The organism is Saccharopolyspora soli (assembly GCF_022678645.1).
Taxonomy (GTDB): Bacteria; Actinomycetota; Actinomycetes; order Mycobacteriales; family Pseudonocardiaceae; genus Saccharopolyspora; species Saccharopolyspora soli.
The window spans coordinates 12,063-33,729 of the sequence record NZ_JALBWV010000001.1 but is presented as its reverse complement, the minus strand read 5'-3'; the positions used below and the strand labels follow the sequence as shown (position 1 = coordinate 33,729).

The 21,667-nt window shown below is 67.5% G+C and carries 16 protein-coding genes; 4 read left to right on the top strand and 12 right to left on the bottom strand.

Going from position 1 to position 21,667, the window contains the following annotated elements; all coding sequences use genetic code 11:
• Window positions 1-28: 28 nt before the first annotated feature.
• Window positions 29-2,761 carry a sensor domain-containing protein gene (locus tag MOQ72_RS00125; RefSeq protein ID WP_242179585.1) on the bottom strand — a complete coding sequence of 911 codons (2,733 nt, stop codon included), beginning with the start codon at window positions 2,759-2,761 and terminating at the stop codon, window positions 29-31.
• Window positions 2,762-3,156: 395 nt separating this feature from the next.
• Here MOQ72_RS00125 and MOQ72_RS00120 point away from each other — a divergent pair, with 395 nt between their 5' ends.
• Both MOQ72_RS00120 and MOQ72_RS00115 read left to right on the top strand, forming a co-directional pair.
• Window positions 3,157-4,317 (top strand): beta-ketoacyl synthase N-terminal-like domain-containing protein, encoded by a 1,161-nt coding sequence (locus MOQ72_RS00120; RefSeq protein WP_242179576.1) that lies wholly within the window; start codon window positions 3,157-3,159, stop codon window positions 4,315-4,317.
• A 124-nt stretch (window positions 4,318-4,441) separates the two neighbouring features.
• Window positions 4,442-5,284: an SAM-dependent methyltransferase gene (locus MOQ72_RS00115; protein WP_242179573.1), complete on the top strand. Its 843-nt coding sequence runs from the start codon at window positions 4,442-4,444 to the stop codon at window positions 5,282-5,284.
• A 31-nt stretch (window positions 5,285-5,315) separates the two neighbouring features.
• Here MOQ72_RS00115 and MOQ72_RS00110 read toward each other — a convergent pair whose 3' ends face one another.
• The 6 genes from MOQ72_RS00110 to MOQ72_RS00085 all read right to left on the bottom strand — a co-directional run bounded on the left by MOQ72_RS00110 (window position 5,316) and on the right by MOQ72_RS00085 (window position 12,359).
• Window positions 5,316-6,887: an ABC transporter substrate-binding protein gene (locus MOQ72_RS00110; protein WP_242179571.1), complete on the bottom strand. Its 1,572-nt coding sequence runs from the start codon at window positions 6,885-6,887 to the stop codon at window positions 5,316-5,318.
• Between the two features lie 61 nt (window positions 6,888-6,948).
• Window positions 6,949-7,977: an ABC transporter permease gene (locus MOQ72_RS00105; RefSeq protein WP_242179568.1), complete on the bottom strand. Its 1,029-nt coding sequence runs from the start codon at window positions 7,975-7,977 to the stop codon at window positions 6,949-6,951.
• A complete protein-coding gene (locus tag MOQ72_RS00100; RefSeq protein ID WP_242179567.1) occupies window positions 7,974-8,933 on the bottom strand; it encodes an ABC transporter permease in 960 nt (319 codons plus the stop codon). The genes MOQ72_RS00105 and MOQ72_RS00100 overlap by 4 nt, the downstream gene beginning before the upstream one ends.
• A complete protein-coding gene (locus tag MOQ72_RS00095) occupies window positions 8,930-9,937 on the bottom strand; it encodes an ABC transporter ATP-binding protein (protein ID WP_242179565.1) in 1,008 nt (335 codons plus the stop codon). The genes MOQ72_RS00100 and MOQ72_RS00095 overlap by 4 nt, the downstream gene beginning before the upstream one ends.
• The gene (locus MOQ72_RS00090; RefSeq protein ID WP_242179563.1) at window positions 9,927-10,931 is read right to left on the bottom strand and encodes an ABC transporter ATP-binding protein; all 1,005 of its coding nucleotides are present in this window, start codon (window positions 10,929-10,931) and stop codon (window positions 9,927-9,929) included. Before MOQ72_RS00090 ends, MOQ72_RS00095 begins: the two co-directional genes overlap by 11 nt.
• A 348-nt stretch (window positions 10,932-11,279) precedes the next feature.
• Window positions 11,280-12,359 carry a tryptophan dimethylallyltransferase family protein gene (locus MOQ72_RS00085; RefSeq protein ID WP_242179561.1) on the bottom strand — a complete coding sequence of 360 codons (1,080 nt, stop codon included), beginning with the start codon at window positions 12,357-12,359 and terminating at the stop codon, window positions 11,280-11,282.
• A gap of 216 nt (window positions 12,360-12,575) precedes the next feature.
• Between MOQ72_RS00085 and MOQ72_RS00080 the strand changes: the two genes are divergently transcribed.
• On the top strand, window positions 12,576-13,997 hold the full coding sequence (locus MOQ72_RS00080; protein WP_277953339.1) for a flavin-containing monooxygenase: 1,422 nt from the start codon (window positions 12,576-12,578) through the stop codon (window positions 13,995-13,997).
• A gap of 172 nt (window positions 13,998-14,169) precedes the next feature.
• Here MOQ72_RS00080 and MOQ72_RS00075 read toward each other — a convergent pair whose 3' ends face one another.
• From MOQ72_RS00075 to MOQ72_RS00060, 4 genes are all read right to left on the bottom strand, one after another.
• Complete coding sequence (locus MOQ72_RS00075) at window positions 14,170-14,742, bottom strand: GTP-binding protein (RefSeq protein WP_242179956.1); 573 nt, start codon at window positions 14,740-14,742, stop codon at window positions 14,170-14,172.
• Window positions 14,743-14,767: 25 nt separating this feature from the next.
• Entirely contained in the window at window positions 14,768-15,046 is a 279-nt protein-coding gene (locus MOQ72_RS00070; protein ID WP_242179559.1) for a DUF742 domain-containing protein, read from the bottom strand.
• An 83-nt stretch (window positions 15,047-15,129) separates the two neighbouring features.
• Entirely contained in the window at window positions 15,130-15,543 is a 414-nt protein-coding gene (locus MOQ72_RS00065) for a roadblock/LC7 domain-containing protein (RefSeq protein WP_242179557.1), read from the bottom strand.
• Between the two features lies 1 nt (window position 15,544).
• Window positions 15,545-17,818, bottom strand: a complete 2,274-nt coding sequence (locus tag MOQ72_RS00060; protein WP_242179555.1) for a sensor histidine kinase — start codon at window positions 17,816-17,818, stop codon at window positions 15,545-15,547.
• Window positions 17,819-18,378: 560 nt separating this feature from the next.
• Here MOQ72_RS00060 and MOQ72_RS00055 point away from each other — a divergent pair.
• On the top strand, window positions 18,379-18,576 hold the full coding sequence (locus MOQ72_RS00055; RefSeq protein WP_242179553.1) for an NAD(P)-binding domain-containing protein: 198 nt from the start codon (window positions 18,379-18,381) through the stop codon (window positions 18,574-18,576).
• A 201-nt stretch (window positions 18,577-18,777) separates the two neighbouring features.
• Here MOQ72_RS00055 and MOQ72_RS00050 read toward each other — a convergent pair whose 3' ends face one another.
• On the bottom strand, window positions 18,778-21,531 hold the full coding sequence (locus tag MOQ72_RS00050) for an AfsR/SARP family transcriptional regulator (RefSeq protein ID WP_242179550.1): 2,754 nt from the start codon (window positions 21,529-21,531) through the stop codon (window positions 18,778-18,780).
• Window positions 21,532-21,667 lie beyond the last annotated feature (136 nt).

The following is a 21,667-nucleotide window of genomic DNA, read 5'->3' as shown; positions in this document are numbered from 1 at the left end:
TGGGGAAGGTTTCCGGCCGCTGCGGGGGTCAGGGGTTGGGGAGGGTTTCGATTGGGGTTGGTTTGCCGAGGTAGTAGCCCTGGGCTTTGTCGCAGCCTATTCGGCGGAGGAGGTCTAGTTGTTGTTGGGTTTCGACTCCTTCGGCCACCACGTTGACGCCTATCGCATGGGCCATGTCGACGATGCTGGTGACTATGACTTCGAGCTCCTCGCTTTCGACGAGATCCGTGACGAACGACCGGTCGATCTTGAGGATGTCCAGCGGCAGGCGTCGAAGCTGCGCCAGCGATGAGTTTCCTGTCCCGAAGTCGTCGATCGCCAGGTACACCCCGAGCTCCCGCAGCTCCTCCAGCACGCGCGCAGCGGCCGCGGGGTCTTGCATGATCGCGTTTTCGGTCACTTCAAGGCACAGTGCTCGGGCGGGCAGACCAGCCGCCGCGAGCGCCTGCTGCACGATCGACTGCAAACGCGGATCTTCGAGTTGGCGTGGTGAGAGGTTCGCGTTGAGGTGCAGGTCGGAATCTCGCCGCTCGCGTTCGGCGGCGAGCTGCCGGGTCGCGGTGCGCAGCATGTGCGCGCCGATGGTGTTGATCAGATCGCTTTGCTCGGCGAGCGAGATGAACTCCCCCGGCGAAACCGTCCCGTGCGCCGGGTGCGTCCAGCGCAGCAAACCCTCCACTGCCACCATGCGATCGGTGCGCAGATCGACGACCGGCTGGTAGGCCACCCAGAGCTGGTCCCGTTGCACGGCATGGCGGAGGTCCTGCTCCAGAACCATGTGGCGCTGAACGCGTTCGCGGAGTTCGACGCCGAAGAACGCGTAGCGCCCGCCGCCTCGCGTCTTGGCCCGGTACATCGCCACGTCGGCGTCGCGCAGGAGTTCTTGGCCGGAGCGGGTGTCGCCCGGTCTGGATACCACCACTCCGATGCTGCCGTTGACGTGCAACTGCCTGCCCTGCACGTGGATCGGCTCGGTGAGCGCGCCGAGCAGGCGTTCGCTGAACTCGCCGAGTGCGTCGTGGTCTCCCTCGCCGTGGGCGACGACTACGAATTCGTCACCGCCGAGTCGGCCGACCAGGTCCTCGGTCCGCGTCGCGCGCAACAGGCGCCGCCCGATCGTGCGCAGCACGTCATCACCGGCGCCGTGGCCGAGGGAATCGTTGATGAGCTTGAAGTTGTCGAGGTCGAGGAACAGCACGGCCATCGGGTGCGCGCGCGACTGCTCGAGGTGCCGCAGGACCAGCGTGCGGTTGGCCAATCCGGTCAGCGGATCGTGGGTCGCCTCGTACTCCAGGCGCTCCCGTGCGGCCCGGCTCTCGGTGATGTCGGTGAACGAGGTGACGACCATGTGCGGCGGGCGATCCTGCGGATTCAGGGCGCGGGAGTTGATCGCCAGCCACACCCTGCGCCCGTCCGGCCGCTGGATGCGGAGCACCCGCGAATTCTCCGGCACGCCGGTCCGCTGCGTCGACATCGCGATGTAGTCGTCCTCCCGCAGCGGATTACCGGCTTCGTCGAACACCGGCCAGGACATCGGCGAGGAGCCGACGATCTCGGTGCTGGTCTTGCCGAGGATGCGTTCGGCGGCGGGGTTGGCCGACTCGATCCGGCCCGTCGGGCCCACCACGACGACGCCTTCCTCCAGCGCGGCGACGACGGTGGCGAAATCTTGCTCGGCCCGTCGCCGCGCGGTCTCGTCCGCGCACACCAGGACGTAACCGGACTCCATTTCCGCGGCCGAGATCCGGATCACGAGCGCGGCGCCGTCGCTGCGCCGGTGCAGGGCCTCGGTGACGCCGCCGTCAGCGAGCAGCGCTTCGGGCTGCAACGGCACGCCCACCAACTCCGCGACATGCCGACCCAGCGCCCGATCCGCGGGCACGCCGTACACGTCTTCGGCGGCGGGGTTCCAGCTGGTGACCACACCCTCCCGGTCCGTCGCGATGATCGCGTTGTTGACGTGCTGCAACAGGGCCGCCTGGTAGCGCAACGTGGCCTCGGCCGCTTTCTGAACGGAGATATCTCGTCCGATGACTTGCTGCGCCGGGCGGCCCTCCCACGTCGTGCGCACCGAAACCAACTCCACCGGCACCGGGGTGCCGTCAACGCGCAGCAGTTCGGCCTGGGCCCGCGGAGTGGCCGCGCCTTGGGTCGTCAGCGCCCTGATCCGCTCGCGCATCCGCTGGACCGAGTCCAGCGTCACGAAGTCGGTGACCCGCCGCCCGAGCAGCTGGGCGCTGGACCCGACACCGAGGATGGAGCCCATCGCCGCGTTGGCATACCTGATGATTTCGTCCTGGTGGACGCAGATCGCATCGGGGCTGAGCTCGACTAGCAGGCGGTACCGGTCGGCGAGATCGGTCAACGCCTGCCGGTCCCGATGCAGGCCGGTCATGTCGCGGACCAGCCCGATCAGGCTGCCGGTGCGTCGGTCGCCGAGCGGTCGGGCGTGGAAGTGCAGGATCCTCGTTCCGCCGTCCGCGGCGCCGATCGGCTGTTCGAGATCGAAGTCCCGCCACACCGCGGTCTCCTCGGCGACCACCAACCAGGGTTCGACGAGTTCCCGGAGTCGGGATCGGATCTTGCCCTCGTCAGCACCCGGCATGCCCAGGATCAAATCCATGCCGGTCATCCAGGTGATCTCATCGGTGGCGAAATCGATCGTCCAGCCGACCGCGCCGTATGCGGACAACGCGAGATCCAGGAACTCGCGGCTGGCAGCGGCGCCGCCAGGGAATTCGCCGTCCGGATCAACCGCCATGGTCCATCCAATGAAAAGACTTCCCGCACCCGATCAACGCGCGAACTGACCCGTCCGAGCCGTAGCGCTGCGCCACCACCCCAGTCGATTTCCCCTTTGTGCTGGTCATCAACCCCTCGCAAGGCACAACGAGCCAGCAAAAGCTAGCCGTGGATCATCGACGGGCGCACCGCGAAATCCGATCTTCACCCGTTCGTGTTAAGAAAAGAGAACACGAACACACTTGGTAGCGACATTCCGATTTGTTCTTCACTCTAACGAGGGTTTTCGAAGCATTTCCGTGACGGCAGGTAATTCGATCTTGGGTTTTTGATCAAGCCGAGCACGGCGATTCGGACCCTTGCCCGCCACAGCGCGGTGGTGAATCGAAAGATCGCGATCCGAGGAAGGTGAGCATGCTCGCGCAGCACTGCGGAATCAGCGGCATCGGCGCGGTGACCGGCTACGGCTGGGGCCGTGCGGCCCTGTGGGACGGCTTGGCCACCAGCAAGGTAGCCGCCCGCCTGATCGATGGGCACGGTCCCGACCGGGACCAGGCGGCGTGGGTGGCAGCCGTGCCCGAGGGCGGTGACGAGCTCGATGGGCCGAGCCGCTTCGCCAGAGCCATGCGAGCCGCGGCGCGCGAAGCCATCACCGACGCCCAACACCGCGGCTGGCAGCCCGGACAGCGCGTGGGCCTGCTGCACGCCGCCGTGCTCGGGGATGTCGACCTTTGGCGCGACTTCTACGCAAAGCGAGGCGCGGACGTGTCGAAGCGCGACTACCTCGCGCTGATGCCCTCGACCCCGGTGTCGACGTTCATGCAGGAGTTCGACTTCCACGGACCGGCGATGAGCGTCTCCGCGACCTGCGCCTCCGGCAACGCGGGCTTGCTGACCGCGAAGGCATGGCTGGATGCCGGAGTCGTGGACGACGTGGTGTTCGTGGCCACCGACCTGTCCTCCACGCCCGAGATCGTGCTGCACTTCGAACGGCTCGGGGTCGCGATCACCGACGTCGAGCCGCGACGAGCCTGCATGCCGTTCCAGGAGGGCAGCCGGGGCTTCATCATGGGCGAGGCGTCGGTCGGCATGGTGCTGTCGAAGCGGTCGCCCAATCCGTACCTCCACGTGCTCGGTGGCGCGATGTCGCACGACGGCCACCACGTCTCCTCGATCGACCCGAGCCGCGCCCAGATCACCCGGTGCTTCGCCGAGGCACTGGCCAACTCCGGGGTGGACGCGTCGCAGGTGCGCTACCTCAACGCCCACGGGCCGGGCACCGCGCAATGCGACCGCGCCGAGGCGGCCGTGTTCGACGAACTGCTGCCCGCCGACGCCGAACTCTTCTCGGTCAAACCACTGGTGGGCCACTGCATGGCCGCGGCCTCGGCGGTGGAAATCACCGCGACCGCACTGGGATACGACCGCGGGCTCATCCCCGCACCACCGCTGTTCGGCCCAGGACACCCACGACTGCTGGCCGGACCAACCACTCCGGCCGACGGGCTAACCCTGAAGTCCTCGCTCGGCCTGGGCGGCCACAACTCCGCAGTGGTCCTCGCACCGCCTGCCTGAACCGGCACCGACAGCACGGCAGATCCTCCTTCGTGGGCGCCCTTGCGACCTTTCGACACATTCGTGACCGCGCGTGCCGGGACCGTTACGATGCCCAGGTCGTTTCAACGTCAAGGGAGTCCCGATGTCCTCTGATCACCTGAGTTGGGCACGTGATCGCGAGGCTGGTACCGGCCCCTCGGCGGAGCTGGACAGCGGCGTGCCGACCGCGGCCCGCGTCTACGACGTGATGCTCAACGGCAAGGACAACTACGCCGCGGACCGGGCGGTGGCCGAAGCGAGCCTGGCGGTCATGCCGGAACTGAAGGAGATCGCGCTGCACAACCGGGCGATCCTGCACCGCGTGGTGCGCTACCTCGCCGCCGAGGCGGGCATCACCCAGTTCCTGGATCTCGGGTCGGGGTTGCCGACGGCGAAGAACACGCACGAAGTCGCGCAGGAGGCCAACTCCCAGGCCCGCGTCGTGTACGTCGACATCGATCCGATCGTGCTCGCGCACGGCCGCGCGATCCTGGCCAACGACGCCAACACGCGGGTGGTCACCGCCGATATCCGCCGACCGCGCGAGGTGCTGGACCACCCGGACACGCGCAGCCTGATCGATTTCGACGAGCCGGTGTGCGTGATGCTGTGCGGCATCCTGCACCACCTCCTCGACGAGGAGGACCCGGACGGCATCGTCGACGTCTTGCGCGAGGCGGTCGTGCCGGGTTCGTTCTTCTTCATCACCAACTTCACGAGGCTCGGTGATGCGCAGGAGTCGGTCGAGCTGGAACGGGTGCTGCTGTCCCAGCTGGGCACCGGACGAGTCCGCACCCCCGAAGAACTCGCCCGGTTCTTCGGCGGGCTGGAGCTGCTCACCCCGGGCATCGTCCCGCTGCCGCTGTGGCGTCCGGACACGCCCGTCACCGATGCCACGTCCATCGCGGCCCGTTTCATGACCGGCGGCGCGGGCCGGAAACCCTAGGCGCACGAGGCGGATTCGCGAGCGTCGCGGATCATGCGTCGCTCAACCAGACGTCCGCGAGTCGCTTGCCCTGGTAGATCGGGCTCGGCCAGAGATCCCGCACCCGATCGCTGGCGATCGCGTAGTCGAACTTCTGGATCGGGTAGATGGCCTGGCAGATCTCCGTTTCCATGCGCACCTGCATCTGCCGGTAGATATCGGCGCGCGCTTGCTCGTCGAGCTCGGTGCGCGACCGTTCCAGCAGCTCGTTGAGAACTGGATCGTTGACCAGGGCGTAGTTCTCGATCGAGTCGGGTTCGAAGTCCCGCCACACCTGATCGGGCAGGTGCACGCCGCGAAGTGCCTTGGCCATCGCGAAGTCGTGGTTGCGGCGCCGTTCGATACCCGCGCCCGGATCGACGATCTCGATCTCCATCCGCACCCCGATCTCGGCGAGGTCGGCCTGCATCCACTGCGCCTCGCGGACGTCCTCGTCATCGACGCGCTGCACCAGCAGTTTCGTGGCGAACCCGGTCGGCAAGCCCGCCTGCGCCAGCAGCGCCTTCGCGCCCTGGGGATCGAGCGGCCGAATCTTGCGGACTTCGTCGCGGGTCAGTGCCGCGGTGCTGGTGTCCGGGCGCAGCATCGACGTCAGGTTGAAGTGGCCCCGGATGTTCTCGCCCATCCCGACCCAGTCGATCGCCTGCACCACCGCGCGCCGCACCCGCAGGTCGTCGAACGGTTCGACCGCGGGGTTGAGGTAGATGCTGATCGGGGCACCTGGGGCCTCGATGACGGTGAACCCGCCCCTGGATTCGAGCTGTTCGGCCACGTTCACGTCGCTGGTGGTCCCGACGTCGATACGCCCGCTGCGCAGCGCCGCCGTGACGGCCGCGGTGTCGGTCAGGATCGGGCGGCGGATCTCCGCCAGGTAGGGCCGTCCCGGGACGAAGTAGTCCGGGTTGCGCCGGAACACCCACTCGACGTCGGGCGTGTGGCGATCCAGGATGAACGGCCCGGTCCCGATCGCCTGGGTCGCCAGGTCGAACCGGCCTTCAACGCCTTCGCGGGGCAGGATCATGTTGAAGTGGTAGGCCAAGTAGTCCAGCAGCGGACTGTAGGGGCGGCTGAGCGTGAAGACGACGGTGTGGTCGTCCGGCGCGACGATGCTCGTGACCGGTTCGATCATCCACTGGTGCACGGTCGTGGCCTTCTTCAGCGCTTCGAAGGTGGCCACCACGTCGTCGGCGGTGAACGGGCGCCCGTTCACCGGCGGGATGTTCTGCCAGCGCACATCGCGGCGCAGGTGGAACGTGCAGGTCAACCCGTCCGGCGAGATCTCCCAGGACTCGGCCAGATCCGGCACGACTTCCAACTCCCTCGCGCCGGGTCCGGTCTTGAAGTCCACCAGCTTGCTGTAGACCGTGCCCGAGATCAGTCCCATCGCCGTCGGATCACTGGTGTTCAACGGGTTGAGCCCGTTGGTGATCTCACCGGGCGACTGGAGCACCAGCGTGCCACCCGGTCGCGGCGGACCGACCGGGCCCGCTGTGCGTCCACGACCGCAGGCGCTGAGGGACAACGGCGTAGCGAGCGCCGCGACCAGCAGCGTGCGGCGCTTCACGCCGACTCCCCATGCGCCGCGCGGTTGTCGCTGCAAGCGCCTCGTCGCTGCTTTGAGATCTTCACGATGCTCCTGTCTCCCGGCGGTTTTCGCGGCTGGGTGCGTGGCCGGACCCATCGGCCCGCTCGTTGGGGGATTCGGCTTGTTCGGCGGCGCGGGCCAGGCTCGGGACGAGCTTGGCCATCAGGCGTCGCCCCCACCAGCGCCGAGCCTCCCGATCGACGGCCGACCGTTGCAGGCGCGGATCGAGATGGTCACGCAGGGCGTCACCGAGCAGGTTGAAGCTGAACACCGCGAGCGACAGCACAACCGCGGGGACGAGGATCATCCAGGGGGCGCGCTCGACGTAGCGCACGCCTTCGGAAAGCATCAGGCCCCACGACGGCGTTGGCGGCGGCGCTCCGATACCGAGGAAGCTCAGCGCCGACTCCGCGATGAGCACCCCGGCGAAGAGCAGACTGCCCAGGGTGAACACCGAGGCGAGCAGGTTGGGCAGCACGTGCCGCACCAGTATGCGAGGCGTGCCCGCTCCGGTGGCACGCGCGGCCTCGACGTAGCGCTCCTCGCGGATGCGCAGCGTCTCGCCCCGTGCGATCCGGTTGAACGACGGCGTGATCACCACCGTCAGGGCGATGATCGTGTTCCGCATCGACGGACCCAGGATCACCGCGATGAACAGCAGCAGCACGATGCTGGGGATCGCCTGCACGGCGTCCATCACGCGCTGCACCACCAGGTCCACGGCACGGCCGAAGTAGCCGGAAACCACGCCGATCGCGGTGCCCAGCACCAGGCTGATACCCGTGGTCGCCACCCCGATGATCAACGATGTGCGGGCGCCGTGGATCGTGCGGCTCAACACATCGCGCCCCAGATCGTCGGTGCCGAGCGGGAACGCTCCCGAGGGCGGATCCAGGATGCTCCGGCGGAACTGCTCCAGCGGATCGTGCGGGGCCACCCAGGGCGCCGCCACCGCGACCAGCACGAAAACGCTGACGAGCAGCAACGCGGCAGCGCCCAGGGGCTGGGCGCGCACGAACCCCCACAGCGCCTTCTGCACCCCCGCGTCCGTGGTCCGCTGTTCGCTCACGACAACGCCCTCCCCGTGCGGATGCGCGGATCGACCAGTGCGTAGAGCAGGTCGATCAGGATGATCGTGATGACGAACAAACCGGCGTAGAAGATCGTGCAGGCCACGACCACCGGGTAATCTCGATCGAGCACCGCTTGGTAGATCAGCTGCCCGGTACCCGGGATCGCGAACATCTGCTCGATGATCACCGTTCCGCCCAGCACGGTGGCCAGCTCCAATCCGAGCAACGTCAGCACCGCGATCGTGGAATTCCGCAGCGCGTGCTTGAGCACCACGGTCCGCTGCCGCACGCCCTTCGCCCGCACCGCGCGGATGTAGTCCGATCCCAACGACTCCAACATCGACGAGCGCGTCATCCGCGCCACCGCGGCCATTCCTCCGGTGCCCAACGCGAAAACCGGGATGGCCACCTGTTGCGCCCACGACGCGAAGTCCTCGCCCGGTCCGGTGTAGACGATCGGTGGGGACCACGCGAACCACAGCGCCAGCATCGTCAGCAACAACAACGCGACCACGAAGTTCGGCACCGACAGGAACGCCACCGCGAACAACCGGACCGCACCGTCCATCGCCGAACCGCGGGTGACCGCGGCGATCACGCCGAACGCGATCCCGAGCAACGAGCCGACCGCCATGGCCATCAGCCCCAGCTGCACGGTCACCGGAACGCGGTCCAGGAACAACCCCACCACCGGCTCCCCACCGTAGAACGAGGTGCCCAGATTCCCGTGCAAGGCGTCGCGGAGCCAGTCCCACAACTGCACCCAGACCGGGGCGTCCAGCCCGAACTCCGCGCGCAGCGCTTCGGCCTCTTCCTTGCTCACCCCGGTGTCCTGGAGTTGCAGGCTCACCGCGTCGCCCGGCACCAGCCGCATGATCACGAACACCAGCACCGTGACCAGGACCATGACCACCGCGCCGTAGCCCAACCTGCGCAACGTGTAGGCGATCACCGGAAACCCACCTCCTGCGGCGCGTCGAACAAGTGGCAGGCCACTGCGCGGTCGGCCGAAATCCGCTGCATGACAGGAACTTCCTGCTGGCAGCGCGGCATCGCTTGTGGACAGCGGGGGTGGAACGGACATCCCGGCGGCGGGTTGCTCGGGCTGGCGGGCTCGCCACGGGGCACCGCGCGGTGCCCGCGATCGCCGATGCTTTCCGGCGCGAACTCCGCGACGGCCGAGACCAGCATCGCGGTGTAGGGATGGCGCGGGTCGGCGAACAACTCGTCGCCATCGCCCCGTTCCACGATCTTCCCCAGGTACATCACGCAGACCTCGTCGGACATGTACCGGACGACGTTGAGATCGTGCGCGATGAACAAGTAGGACAGGCCGAGCTCGGCCTGGAGTTGTTTGAGCAGGTTCAACACCTGGGCCTGCACCGAGACGTCCAGCGCCGAGACCGCCTCGTCGCACACGATCAGGTCCGGGTCGGTGGCCAGCGCCCGCGCGAGGCCGATCCGCTGCGCCTGTCCACCGGAGAACTGGTGGGAAAACTTGTGCAGGTCACCGGCGCCGAGCCCGACCCTCTCCAGCAGGTCCACCACCCGATCCACGCGCCGCTTCCCGGTTGCCAGCCGATGCACCGCAAGCGGCTCCCCCACCGCGTCGAGCACCCGCATCCGGGGATTCAAGGAACCGAACGGATCCTGGAACACGATCTGCATCCGCCGCCGCAACGCCCGCAACTGGGCCCGCGACGCACGCAGCAGATCGACGCCGTCGAAGCTCAACTCACCCGAGGTCGGATCGAGCAGGCGCAAGGCCAGCCGGGCGATCGTCGACTTCCCCGAACCGGACTCCCCCACCAGGCCCACGGTCCGGCGGCGCGGGATCGTCAACGAGACGCCGTTGACCGCCTGCACCACGCTGCGACGCGAGCGGAACTGCTTCACCAAACCGCGCGCCTCGAACAGCGGGACCGACTCTGCTGCGGAAACGCCGTCACCCGACACCATGCACCTCCCCTGCGGTCGGCGCGTTCTCGTGCAGCCAGCACCGACTCGCCGTTGCCGATCCGAGCTCGAAAAGCGGCGGCTCCGCCACCGAGCATCTGTCGTGCACCGACGGGCAACGAGGGTGGAACCGGCACCCAGCGGGCATCTCCGCCAGCGCTGGCACGCTGCCCGCGATCGCCGACATCGGACGATCCCGCGGGGTCGCCGGTGTCGGGATCGCATCGATCAACGCCCGGGTGTACGGGTTGCGCGGCGAGCGCAGCACCTCGGTCACCGGTCCGTGCTCGACAACCCGCCCGGCGTACATCACCACCACCCGGTCGGCCATCTCGGCCACCACCGCCATGTCATGGGTGATGAACAGCAACGCCGTGCCGTGCTCGCGCTGCATCCTCCGCAGCAGGTCCAGGATCTGCGCTTCGACAGTCACATCGAGGGCAGTGGTCGGCTCGTCGGCGATGAGCAGCGCTGGCTCGCACGCCAACGCGATGGCCACCATGACCCGCTGCTGCTGACCGCCGGACAACTCGTGCGGGTAGGACCGCACCCGCCGCTCCGGGTCCGGCAACCCGACCTCCCGCAACATTTCCACCGCGCGGGCGCGGGCAGCCCGACGGGGCATCGCCTGATGCACCCGCAACGCCTCGATCACCTGATCCCCGATGGTGAACAGCGGATCCAGCGAGCTCGTCGGATTCTGGAAGATCATGGCGATCTCAGGGCCGCGCAGGAGGCGCAGCCGCTCACGATCGGCCCCCACGAGTTCCTCGCCCCGCAGCCGCACCGACCCCGCGGAGATGCGGCCCGAACCGAGCAACCCGAGCACGGCGAGGGAGGACACGCTCTTGCCAGAACCGGACTCGCCCACGACAGCGACCGTCTCGCCTGCCGACACCGCGAACGACACACCGGCGACTGCGTGCACCGGGCCGTCCGGAGTCGGAAAACGGACGTGCAGATCACTGACATCGAGCAGCGGAGGTGACGGCATCGTCGGCGCTCCTTCATCACCTGTGACATCGGAGATGCGCATGCAGCGGTGGCCGCCGAACCGGTAGACGGCGACCTCGAACCGGAAACCCGTCGGGTGTGACCCGAACCACGAAAACTATGACCCCGGCAAATCCGACCCGCTACAACCCTTTCGCGCGACGAAAGTTTCGTCGACGGGTCCAACCCGAGTGGACTCCGCTGCGGCAGTCCACCACATCGGACCCGACGAGCCGGACCACCAAGGGTGCAACGTCCGTGCGGTCGAGATGGCCGCTCGAAATTTCACCGGTGCGTCGAGGCCTGTCGGACGTGGTCTCCGACGCCAGTACCCGGTCGGCAGTTGAGTTCAGCCCGCCGCGGCCTGTCCGCAGTGGTCGCCGGTCTCATGTCGATTGTGGATCGGCTGGGTGTTGTAGGTGCTGAATCTGAGGTATACACCCAGGTCGGCTGGGCGGCTCGGAGCTATCGTCCGATAGCTGAGCAGCTCTTGTAGTCCGGAGATCGTTTCCAGCGGTGCTGGTGCTGTTGAGCGGATCAACTCTTGGTACCGCAGCGGATCGATGCCTTCGGCGCGCATCAGACCGATGATCCGCTCGTGGGCGATGGCGTCGGATCCGGCGTTGTCCGGTAGGCGCAGGTAGAGGTTGGCTTCGTCGGGGCCCGGACTGCCCGCGCGGAACGCCAGGCACGTCAACGGCTCGTTGTCGATCATGCCGTCCCACCCCGTGCCGTACACGGCGCGCCATGCTCGTTGCGCTCGTAGGGTGCTGTGGCGGTGGGCCAGCGCAGCGACAGCGTCTATTTCGGACCTTCGCATCGGGTGGTGGCGAAAGTAGATCTTGACCCTCGACTGTGCGTCCCGCCGCAAGTCGAGGCCGACGAAATCAATTTCGTGGCCGCGTTGGACGAATTCGGGCAAGCGTTGGCGGACGGACAGCCAGGCATTGATCAAATTCAAACGGCGCATGGCCTCGGTCACGACCTCCGCGGTGCGGTCCACGCCGTGTGCTTGCGGGTTGAGGTAGACCTTGTAGCTCGGCGGGTGCGGCGGCCGCCAGGCCAGGGAGTGCCACACCGTAGGCCGGTTCGGCTGCGGGGCGTCGGACAGGAAAAGATCTTCGACCGCGCGGAATCGGTCCAGCGAGACGCCGCGGGTACCGGCGAGGCGGCGCGTTAACGCGAGTCCCGCTTTCTGACGACTGCGCGGCGTCGGTTCGGTTCCGAGCGATTCGAACAGCACGCGCAGCTCCGCCCGGCCGTTGCGCCAGCTCACCGACAGTTCGGCGGGAAAGCCGTCAGCGGCGACGAACGACGGCGGTACGCATGCTGAACCGATCAGCTGGTCCCCCCACGGGGACAGCACGGCGCGGAGTTCCGCAACGGATTTGTCGATATCAGACCGGGAGAATCCCAACTGATGGGACATTTCTCTCCAGTGTGCGGTGAGGAATTCTGCGTAGGACAGCGTGGATGCGTTGTAGATTCCCCATCTTTTTGTTCCCGAGGGCACATCAAGAGGACTGGACACTTCCCCGACCTCCACATTGGGACTTATGCTGGATCAAGTCGGCCCAGATACATCATTAAATATCACGTCCAATTGAAGCAACCTTGACTGATCGTGACAGCAGAGGTGGGCCTCATGGGAAATTCGGGGGAATACCAGGGAACTCAGGACACCGAGAAGAATCCCGACGGTGATGTTTGCGTTGTTGGGACCGGATTTTCCGGACTCGCCGTAGCACGCGCACTGCGGCACCGCAATGTTCCGTTCGCATGCTTTGATCGAGGCGCCGACGTCGGTGGCGTGTGGCGCTTCACCGACGACGGCACGTCAGGACGTTCCCCCGCGTACCGGTCCCTGCACCTGAACACCTCGGGCGCGGTGACCTCGTTCAGCGGGTTTCCGATGTCCGATTCGTACCCTCCGTATCCGAGGCACGATCAAGTCGCCGCTTACCTCCGGGAATTCGCCGACCACCACGGACTCACGCGACACATCGCGTACCGCACCGAGGTGGTGGCGATCCGCGATTGCCGGGACGGCACGTGGGAAGTGACCACTCGCGACCGCACCGGTGCGCAGCACCGTCGCCGCTACGGCCACGTGGTGGTCGCATCCGGGTACCAGTGGGAGCCGAAGTTCCCGGAACCAATGATCACCGGCAGTGATTCGTTCCGCGGTGAGATCATCCATTCGGCCGACTACGTCGAACCCGCTCGGTACGCGGGAAAGCACGTTCTCGTACTGGGTTTCGGGAACTCGGCGTGTGATATCGCGGTGGAACTGTCCAGAGTGGCCGAACGGACGACACTCTCGTTCCGACGGGGTGCGCACGTGGTGCCCAAGCAGCTGATGGGCATGCCGATCGACGAGATCGCCGCGAGCCGCTGGTGGTCCTGGCTGCCCTTCCCCGCGCAGCGGAAGCTCATCGAGGTGCTGCTGCGGATCGTCCGAGGACCGATCACCTCGTACGGGATCCCGGAGCCCGATCATCGCGTGTTGGAGGCGCCGGTCACGATCTCGGACGAGCTCCTGAGCCGCATCAGGCACGGCGCCATCGCAGTGCGGCCGATGATCGACCACTTCGATTCCTCGGAGGTGCACTTCGTGGACGGCAGCAGCGAAGCGGTCGACGCCGTCATCTACTGCACGGGATACCGCGTGTCGTTTCCGTTCGTCCCGCAGGACGCGGTGTTCTCCTCCGGCGGTCGGGTCGCGTTGTACCACCGCGTGATTCCGCCGTACCATCCCGGATTGTACTTCGCCGGGCTCATCCGGCCGGTGGGTGCGATCACCCACCTCGTCGAGCAGCAAGCCGATTGGATCGCTGAGCTGGTCGCGGGCGAGGCCGTCCTACCGCCCACCGGCGACATGGTGTCCGAGATCGACGCCCACCTCGACCGGACCGCTAAGCGGTACGGAATCGCACCGATCGATTCCATCAACGTCGACGTGCCGACCTACCTGCGCGCGATCCGGCGCGAGCGCAAAGTAGGACGACACCGTCGACGCCCACACCCAACCAGCGGCACCCGGCCGAAGAAGCCAGTTGCGGCCTGAGCGCCCGTCTTCGAACCGGTAAACACCGGGCAGTTTTAGGGCAAAACTGACCACATCCCCAGCATGTCGGGGCGCCGGGGCGCGGAGTGGCACCGGGGGCCTGGCTCCGAACTCGTTTTTCGCGGCGGTGCGGGTGGCCAGAACCTCGCGAACCTGCGGCGTATCGGGTTGGTCACTCGACGCCCGCGGCGACCCCCGTGCGGCGTACGCGCTCGATCGCGTGCTCCAGGATGTTGACTAGGACTTCCTTGCTGCTGGCGCGATCACGCGCGTCGAACAGCAGGATCGGGATATCGTCGTCGAGGTCGAGCGCTTCGGCCACTTTCTCGGGGGTGTGCCGACGGGCGCCGTCGAACTCGTTGACGGCGACGATGAACGGGATCTGCCGGTCCTCGAAGTAGTCCAGGATCGCGAAGCTGTGGTCCAGCCTGCGCGTGTCGACGATCACCACGGCCCCCAGCGCACCGTGGCAGACCGAGTCCCACATGAACCAGAAGCGCTCCTGGCCGGGCGTGCCGAACAGGTACAGCCGCATGGCCCCGCTGTTCAGGCTCACCCGGCCGAAATCCAGCGCGACGGTCGTCGTCTTCTTCGCGTCCAGACCCTCCAGGTCATCGACCTCGACGCTGGCGGCGGTCAGGATCTCCTCGGTCTGCATGGGCGGGACTTCCGACAGGCTCCCGATCGCCGTCGTCTTGCCCACCCCGAACCCGCCGCCGAAGACGATCTTCGCCGATCTCGGCATCTCGGGGACGGCCCCGGCCTGCGCTTCAGAGACCACGGACACCGTCGAGCACCTCCTGCAGAAAGTCCAGAGCCTTCGGCGCACCGGCCTGTTCGCCGGTGCCGACCGTGAGGGTTCCCCGATGAGTGAGGTCGCCGATCAGCACTCGCGCCATCAGGATCGGGATGTCCAGCGCGGACGCGACTTCCGCGATCGACAGCGGCTGCTCGCAAAGCTCGATCACGGCCAGGTCCTGAGCCGACAGACCAGGTTGGCTGCTCGCGCCCGGCTTTGCGACCACCTGCGTGGACACGTCCAGATCCATCCCGATGGACTGGGTCCGACCGCCAGTCCGCATGTAAGGCCGCACCAGCGGCCCCGCCGCTTCGTCAAACCATTCTTTGTCCATCATGCGTGCTCTCTGGATTGCTCGTCGGTCTTCCCTCGCGGTGGCGTGCTGAGGCGTTCACCAACTCGCTCGACCAGCGAAGCCATCTGCTGCCCGATCATCTCGACATCCACCCCGTCGCCAGCGAGGACGGCCAACCGCGTGCCATAACCGACCTCGGCGAGGAACAGGAAGGCGTAGTCCATCTCGATGATGGTCTGCCGAACCGATCCTCCGTCGAAGCTCGACCCGGTCTTCGTGGCCAGCGCTTGCATCGAGGCGGCCATCGCCGCCAGCTCTTCGGCCTTCTCCTCCGGCAGGCGTTCGGACTTCGCGACGCACAGTCCGTCGGCCGAGAGCAGGACGCTGTCACGAACGCCCACGACGTTCCGGCCGAATTCGTCCAGCAGCCAGCTCACATCTTTGCTGCTCATGTCATCCTTCATGATTCGGGGATTCCGGTCGGTCGCCTTGCCCCCTGCGTGCGCCGCGGTAGAACGCATAGGCACGCGTCGACGGCTGTGGTGGCCGCTGGTCGTTGTCGACCTCGGGGTCCGGCGATGCCGTCCGTCCTCTCAGGTTCTTGCCCCGCCTGCGCCTCGGCAGCTCGGCATCGACGTCTGCGCTCGGCGCATCCGCTTCGCCGACCGCGCTTTCCGATGCGGGTGTCGCCGGGCGAGCGCTGGCGCTGCGCTGCCTGCTCGTGGCGGCTTCGTGCGGCGCCGGATCCGCGACCGCGCGCCGTCGGGTCCCGTGGGGCGCTGCGGCTTTCCAATCGGAGCCTGCCAGGACGATGTCCTGCGGGAGCTGCACGGTCGCGACCACACCGCCCTTCTCGGCCGCGCGAAGCGTCACGGCGGTTCCCCGGCGGCGTGCGAGCCGGGCTATCACGAACAGCCCGAGGCGCGCATTTCCCTGCATGGTGAACGCGGTGAAGTCCGGCGGGTCGACCAGCATGGCGTTGGCCGTCGCAAGACCTTCCTCGCTCATGCCCAGGCCACCGTCCTCGATCTCCACGACCACACCGTTGCCGGTGCCGTGGGTGCGGATCCACACCTGCTCGTGGGGCGGGGAGAACGTCGTTGCGTTGTCGATGAGTTCGGCCAACACGTGGATGGTGTCCGTGACCGCCGCCCCCTTCACCGCCACGTGGGGCACCGGGCCGATGTGGATTCGGGGGTAGTCCTCGACCTCGCCGGCCGCGGAGTAGAGGATGTCGACCAGGGATACCGGGTTGCGGTACTGCCGTCCCGGCTTGCGGTCGGCCAGGATGCTCATGTTCTCGGCGTGCCGCTGCTGCTGGGTGGTGAGGTTGTCGATGAGCAGCAGTTTGGCGAACCGGTCCGGGTCCTTCTCCTCGCGTTCCACGCCGTCGATGGCCTCCAGCGCGCGCCTGGTGAGCGCCTGGTGTCGGCCTGCGATACCGGCGAACACCTTCTTGATCCCCTCGCGGGCTTGGCTTTCCTGCACGGCCGCTTGCACAGCCGCGTTCTGCGCGACGTTGAACGCGTCGGCCACCTGACCGATCTCGTCGGGACCGAAGTCCAGTTGCGGAAGCTCGGATTCGACATTCACGCGTTCGCCGCGCTCCAACCTGGACATGATCTCGGGCAGCCGCTCGTGCGCGAGCCGCAGCACCGCGTCCTTGAGGTCCGCGAGGCGGGTGACCAGTGCGCGGTCGACCAGTTTCCGCGAGCTGCGCAACGCGAAACCGATGCCGATGAGCACTGCCAGCAGCGCTACCAAGCTGCCCACCACGACCGCGGTGAACCGCGCGTTGCCGTTCGCCATGCCCAGCGCGGCGCCGTGTTCGGCCTGCGCCTTCGCCAGGTCGATCAACTGGCTGGCGATCCGGTCGGCGCTGGACCGCCAGTCCTGTTCGGAGATCGGGAAGCTGCCGCGGCTCAGCGCGCCGCGCATGAGGAGGGAGTTCTCGAAATCCGTTACGCGCTGCCAGTCGCTGGTGCCGATCACCTGGCCGTACCGGTTCTGGACATCGGCGGAGGCGAACGGCATGACCGTGGACAGCCTGCCGTGGTACGTGCCGACGAGGTGGACGAAATCCAGGTACTCGTCCTGGGACAGCTGCCCGGACACCAGGGCACCATCACCGAGCGATGCCACGCGGGACATCTGGTCCGCGGCTCGGAAGATCTCCGTTGCTGTGATTCCGGCTTGACCGGCCTCGGCGTCGGGCACGATCCGCGCCTGCGTGTCGAAGAGGGCCGCTCCCGCGTCGAGCAACGAGTTGTAGTACCGGTAGATCTCGTCCTTGGCGGTCGGCCCCAACCGCGCCTGAGCGCGTTCCTGCGGCAGGTCGTCCAACAGTCCGAGGAGTATACCCACCTGGGCTTTCACCTCGAGGGGCGTCGACTCCGACGCCGACAGCGAACTGAGCTTCTCAGTCAGGGCCGCGACAGCCTGGTCGGTCTCGCCGCGCTGCTTGTCGAGTGCCGCCACATCCGCCCCGCTGCCCATGACGGTGCGCATGGTGAGCTGGCGTTCCTTCTGGATCGCCACGAGGCTCTGGACAGCCGGAATCGAAGCGTCCTGCACCTCGACCGCGACCTCGCGGACGTAGAATCCGTCGGAGATCTCATATGACGAGAACACCAGCCACATCAGCAGCAGGATCACGCTGGGTGCGACGACCAGGCGCGTGAGACGAGATCGGATTGTCCGGTAGTCGGTCTCGGTCGTTGACTTCACAATGCTCCATTTCCCAGCACGCGTACCGAGCTGGCCACGGCAGATCCAACCGCTGCATCCGAAACGCGCGATGTCCGCTCGCCGAGTTCCAGGGATCTCGTCATGCCCTGCCCCGCGACCACGACGCACCGTCGCGACTGGACTCCTTCGAGTGCAGTGATTCTGCGTCTCATGGCCTCTTACGTGTCACAACGTGATCGAAGTTCCAAGCAGTGGCCTGAGCGTAGCACCGGATGATCATGGCCTTACCCCATGCGGGTGTCAGATCGATAACCGGCGGTTGCAGCTCGCCGCGACCGCTCAGGAGACCTGGTGCAGCACCAATTCATCCGGGTCCGGTCGGCTGGCCCTCTGAACGCCGCGGTGGCAGCGCCGCGATCTCGGGACAGCCATAGACGGCGTGTCCAGCTCAAACCCCGGCCCGCCACCCGCAGTCCGGTCCGCGCGGCGGCCCGCGACCAAGCGCATGCTTGGCGCCGCGGACGCGGACGGGCACAATGTCCCGGCAGGATTGGAACTCCTCACGGTGCCAAGGATGTCGGACTTCGCGCAACGTTCCGGTGCAGCGCTCGTCGCCGGGGACCGGTGAGATCGGCGCCGCGATCGTCCGGCTGCTGGCCGAACGCGGCAGCGAGGTCGCCGTCACGTGCCGCTCGAACGAGCGCAAGGCCGCCGAACTGACCGGCGAGGTCGAAAGGCATTGCGCTGCCGCAGGTTGCGGCTCGATCTCAGCGACGAGGCAGCGACGTCGGCCGTGATCGACCAGGTGCACGAGAGGTTCGGCGGTATCCACACCGTGGTTTACGCGGCGGGGCCGCATGTTCCGATGGTGCACCTGAGCAGGGGTCACCCCGACCCGGTACCGCGCCCAACTCGAAGCCGACGCCGTCGCTTCCTTCAACCTGGCGCATTTCGCGCTGTGCTCGACGTCGACTGCGGGTACAGCGCATGAAGCGGAATCAGCGCGCGGCCGTATCGGCCGTTGTCGGTGTCTGGGCGTCGATTTCGTCGCGGAGATCAGCGGGGTACGGATGGCCGAGCGCGGTGTACAGCTGCGCCGCACGCGCGAAGTGCGGTGCCGCGGCGGTCTCGTCGCGCTGGCTCAGCAGCACGAAGCCGACCGCTGTGCGCAGTCCAGCCTGGTGGTACAGATCGCTCATCTCCTCTGCGATGTGCAATCCCCGGTCGAGCAGCGCCAGCGCCTCGTTCGGCAGGCCGACCCAGTGCATCATCTTCCCCGCTGCCAGCAGCGTCGCGGTGTAGCCCAGGGAATCTGGCCGCTGTTCGGCGAGTTCCAGGGCCCGCACCGTCGCGTCGAGCGCGTCCGCCGGTTTTCCCATGGCACGCAGCACATGGGCCATGACATTCAGCGCGTACACGTGCAACCGGGTGTTGCCGAGCGCATCCCCCAGTTCGGACGCCGCCGCCAGCGCGGCACGTGCCTCGGGTAATCGCCCGACCGCGAATCGAGCCTGGCCGAGGATGATCAGCGTGATGCACTCGTTGGACGTCCCGCGCCGCGCCGCGCGCAGCGCGTTCTCGCAGTGCCGGATGGCTTTCTCCGCCAGCCCGAGCCTGGTCAGAACACTGGCTATGCTGGCGTGGAAGGACGCCTGCGCTTCGCTGTTGCCCAACTCCCGGGCTGCCGCCAGCCCGATCCGGGAGACGTTGAACTGGTTGGCGATGTCGCCGCTGAAGTAGTAGAAGGATTCCAGGCATCGGGCCAACCGCCACGTGCGCTCGAACTGGTTCTGCGCTACGGCGAGTTCGAGGGTCCGGTGCAGGTTGCCTTCCTCCGTGGTGAACCAGTCCACCGCGTTCTTCGTCTCGCCCAGCTCGGGAAGTTCGGCCGGAACGTGCTCCGGGGTCTCCGGTCGCCAACCGATATCGGCCACCTGCCACCGGCTGGCTTCCCCGGCGCTGAGGTAGTAATCGAGCAGTCGAGCACAGGTGTTCTCGCGTTCTTCGGCGGGCTCGTCGACGGCCAACGCGGCGGTGTAGAGGCGGATCAAGTCGTGCCGCCCATAGCGGCCCGGTCCGGTCTCGTGCAGCAGATGCATGGAGGTCAGCCATTCGAGGTGCTGGCGGACCGCGCGCACCGTCGTGCCCGCGAGCGCGGCGGCGGCGTGGCTGTCGAGATCGTTGCCCGGATGGTGGCCGAGCAGCCGGAACAACCTCGCCGCCTCGGCGGGCAGGTGCCGGTAGCTCATGCCGAGCGCGGCTCTGATGCCCCCTCCGGCGCTGACCGGCGAGAAGACGTCGAGTCGACGCCGCTCGTCGGAAAGTTCGCCGAGCACCGCCCTGATCGTCCACTGTGGATGCGTGGCCAGCCGTCCGGCGGCGATGCGCAGCGCGAGCGGCAGCCGGTCGCACAGCTCGACCAGTTCAGCGGCGGCGGCTGGCTCGGCTTCGACCCGGCTGTCCCCGGCCACCTGCCGAAGCGTGGTCACCGCATCCGCTCGGGACAAGCGGCCCACCAGCACGCGGACGGCGCCCTCGGTGACGACCAGTTCGTCCAGCCGGTCGCGGCTGGCCACCAGCACGGCGCTGCTCGACATGCCCGGCAGCAGCGGGCGTACCTGCGCGGCGTTGCGCGCGTTGTCGAGCACGACCAGCATTCGCCGGTTGGCCAACATCGAGCGGTACAGGGCGGCCCGCTCGTCCACATCGACCGGGACCCGCACGTCGGGCACGCCCAGCGCGCGGAGGAAACCGGTCAGCGCGGTGCCCGGCTCGACCGGCTCCGTCTCGTCGAAGCCCCGCAGGTTGACGAACAGGTTCCCGTCGGGGAACTCCGGGGCCACTTGGTGCGCCCAGCGAAGCGCGAGCGCGGTCTTGCCGACCCCGGCCGGTCCCACCAGCACGCGGATCGCGTCGGCACCGTGCTGCTTCGTGCTGAGCAGGGCGAGTTCGGCGTCGCGCCCCACGAAACCCCGGTGCTCCCTGGGAAGTTGCGCCGGGGCCGACTGCGGCACGGGCACCTCCTGGTCTTCGGTGCCCGCCAGCACCAGCTGGTACGCCTGTTGCAGACCCGCGCTCGGATCGACCCCGAGCTCCTCGGCCAGCAGTTCCCTGGTGCGGTGGTAGAGGCTCAGCGCCTCGGCTTGCCGTCGACCTCGGTGCAGCGCGAACACCAGCAGTTCCACCAGCGGTTCGCGCAGCGGGTGGCGATCGACCACATCCCGCAGCAGGCTGATCGCCTCGGTGATCCTGCCGAGCCGGTGCAGCCGTTCGCCGAGCTGCTGCACGGCGGCGATCTCGGACTCCTCCATCCGGGCCGCGACCTGGGCCCGCAGACCGTCCGCCGGTAAGTCGGCGAGCACCGGGCCCCGGCGCAATTCCAGCGCCGTGCGCAGCAGTTCGACCGCTTCGACGTCCGGTGCGCCTCGCGCGTCGGCGATCAGGTCGTCGAACCTGGTCATGTCCACCAGCCCGCGGTCGGCGAGCAACTGGTAGCCGGGCGCGCGGGTGGCCAGCTCCACGCCCCGACCGAGCCCCTTGCGCAGCTGGGCGATATGTCCCTGCAACGCGGATTTCGCGCTGGGGGGCGGCTTTCCGCCCCAAGCGACATCCATCAGGCGGTCTCCGGAGACCACCTGGTTCAGGTTCAGGGCGAGCGTGGCGAGCACGATCCGCCGCTTCACCGCGCCCAGGTCGACGATTCGACCGTCGGCGCTGATCAGCTCCACCGGCCCCATCAACCGAATCCGCATCAGTTGCTCCCCCGCAACAGGCCAGTCGATTGCGATGATCCTAATGAGCACGTTCGTCCGGCTGTCATCACACCCATGTTCGATGCCCTCCCACATTGGTGGAACGTTGGCCGGACGTTGGCGGTTCGAGCGATCG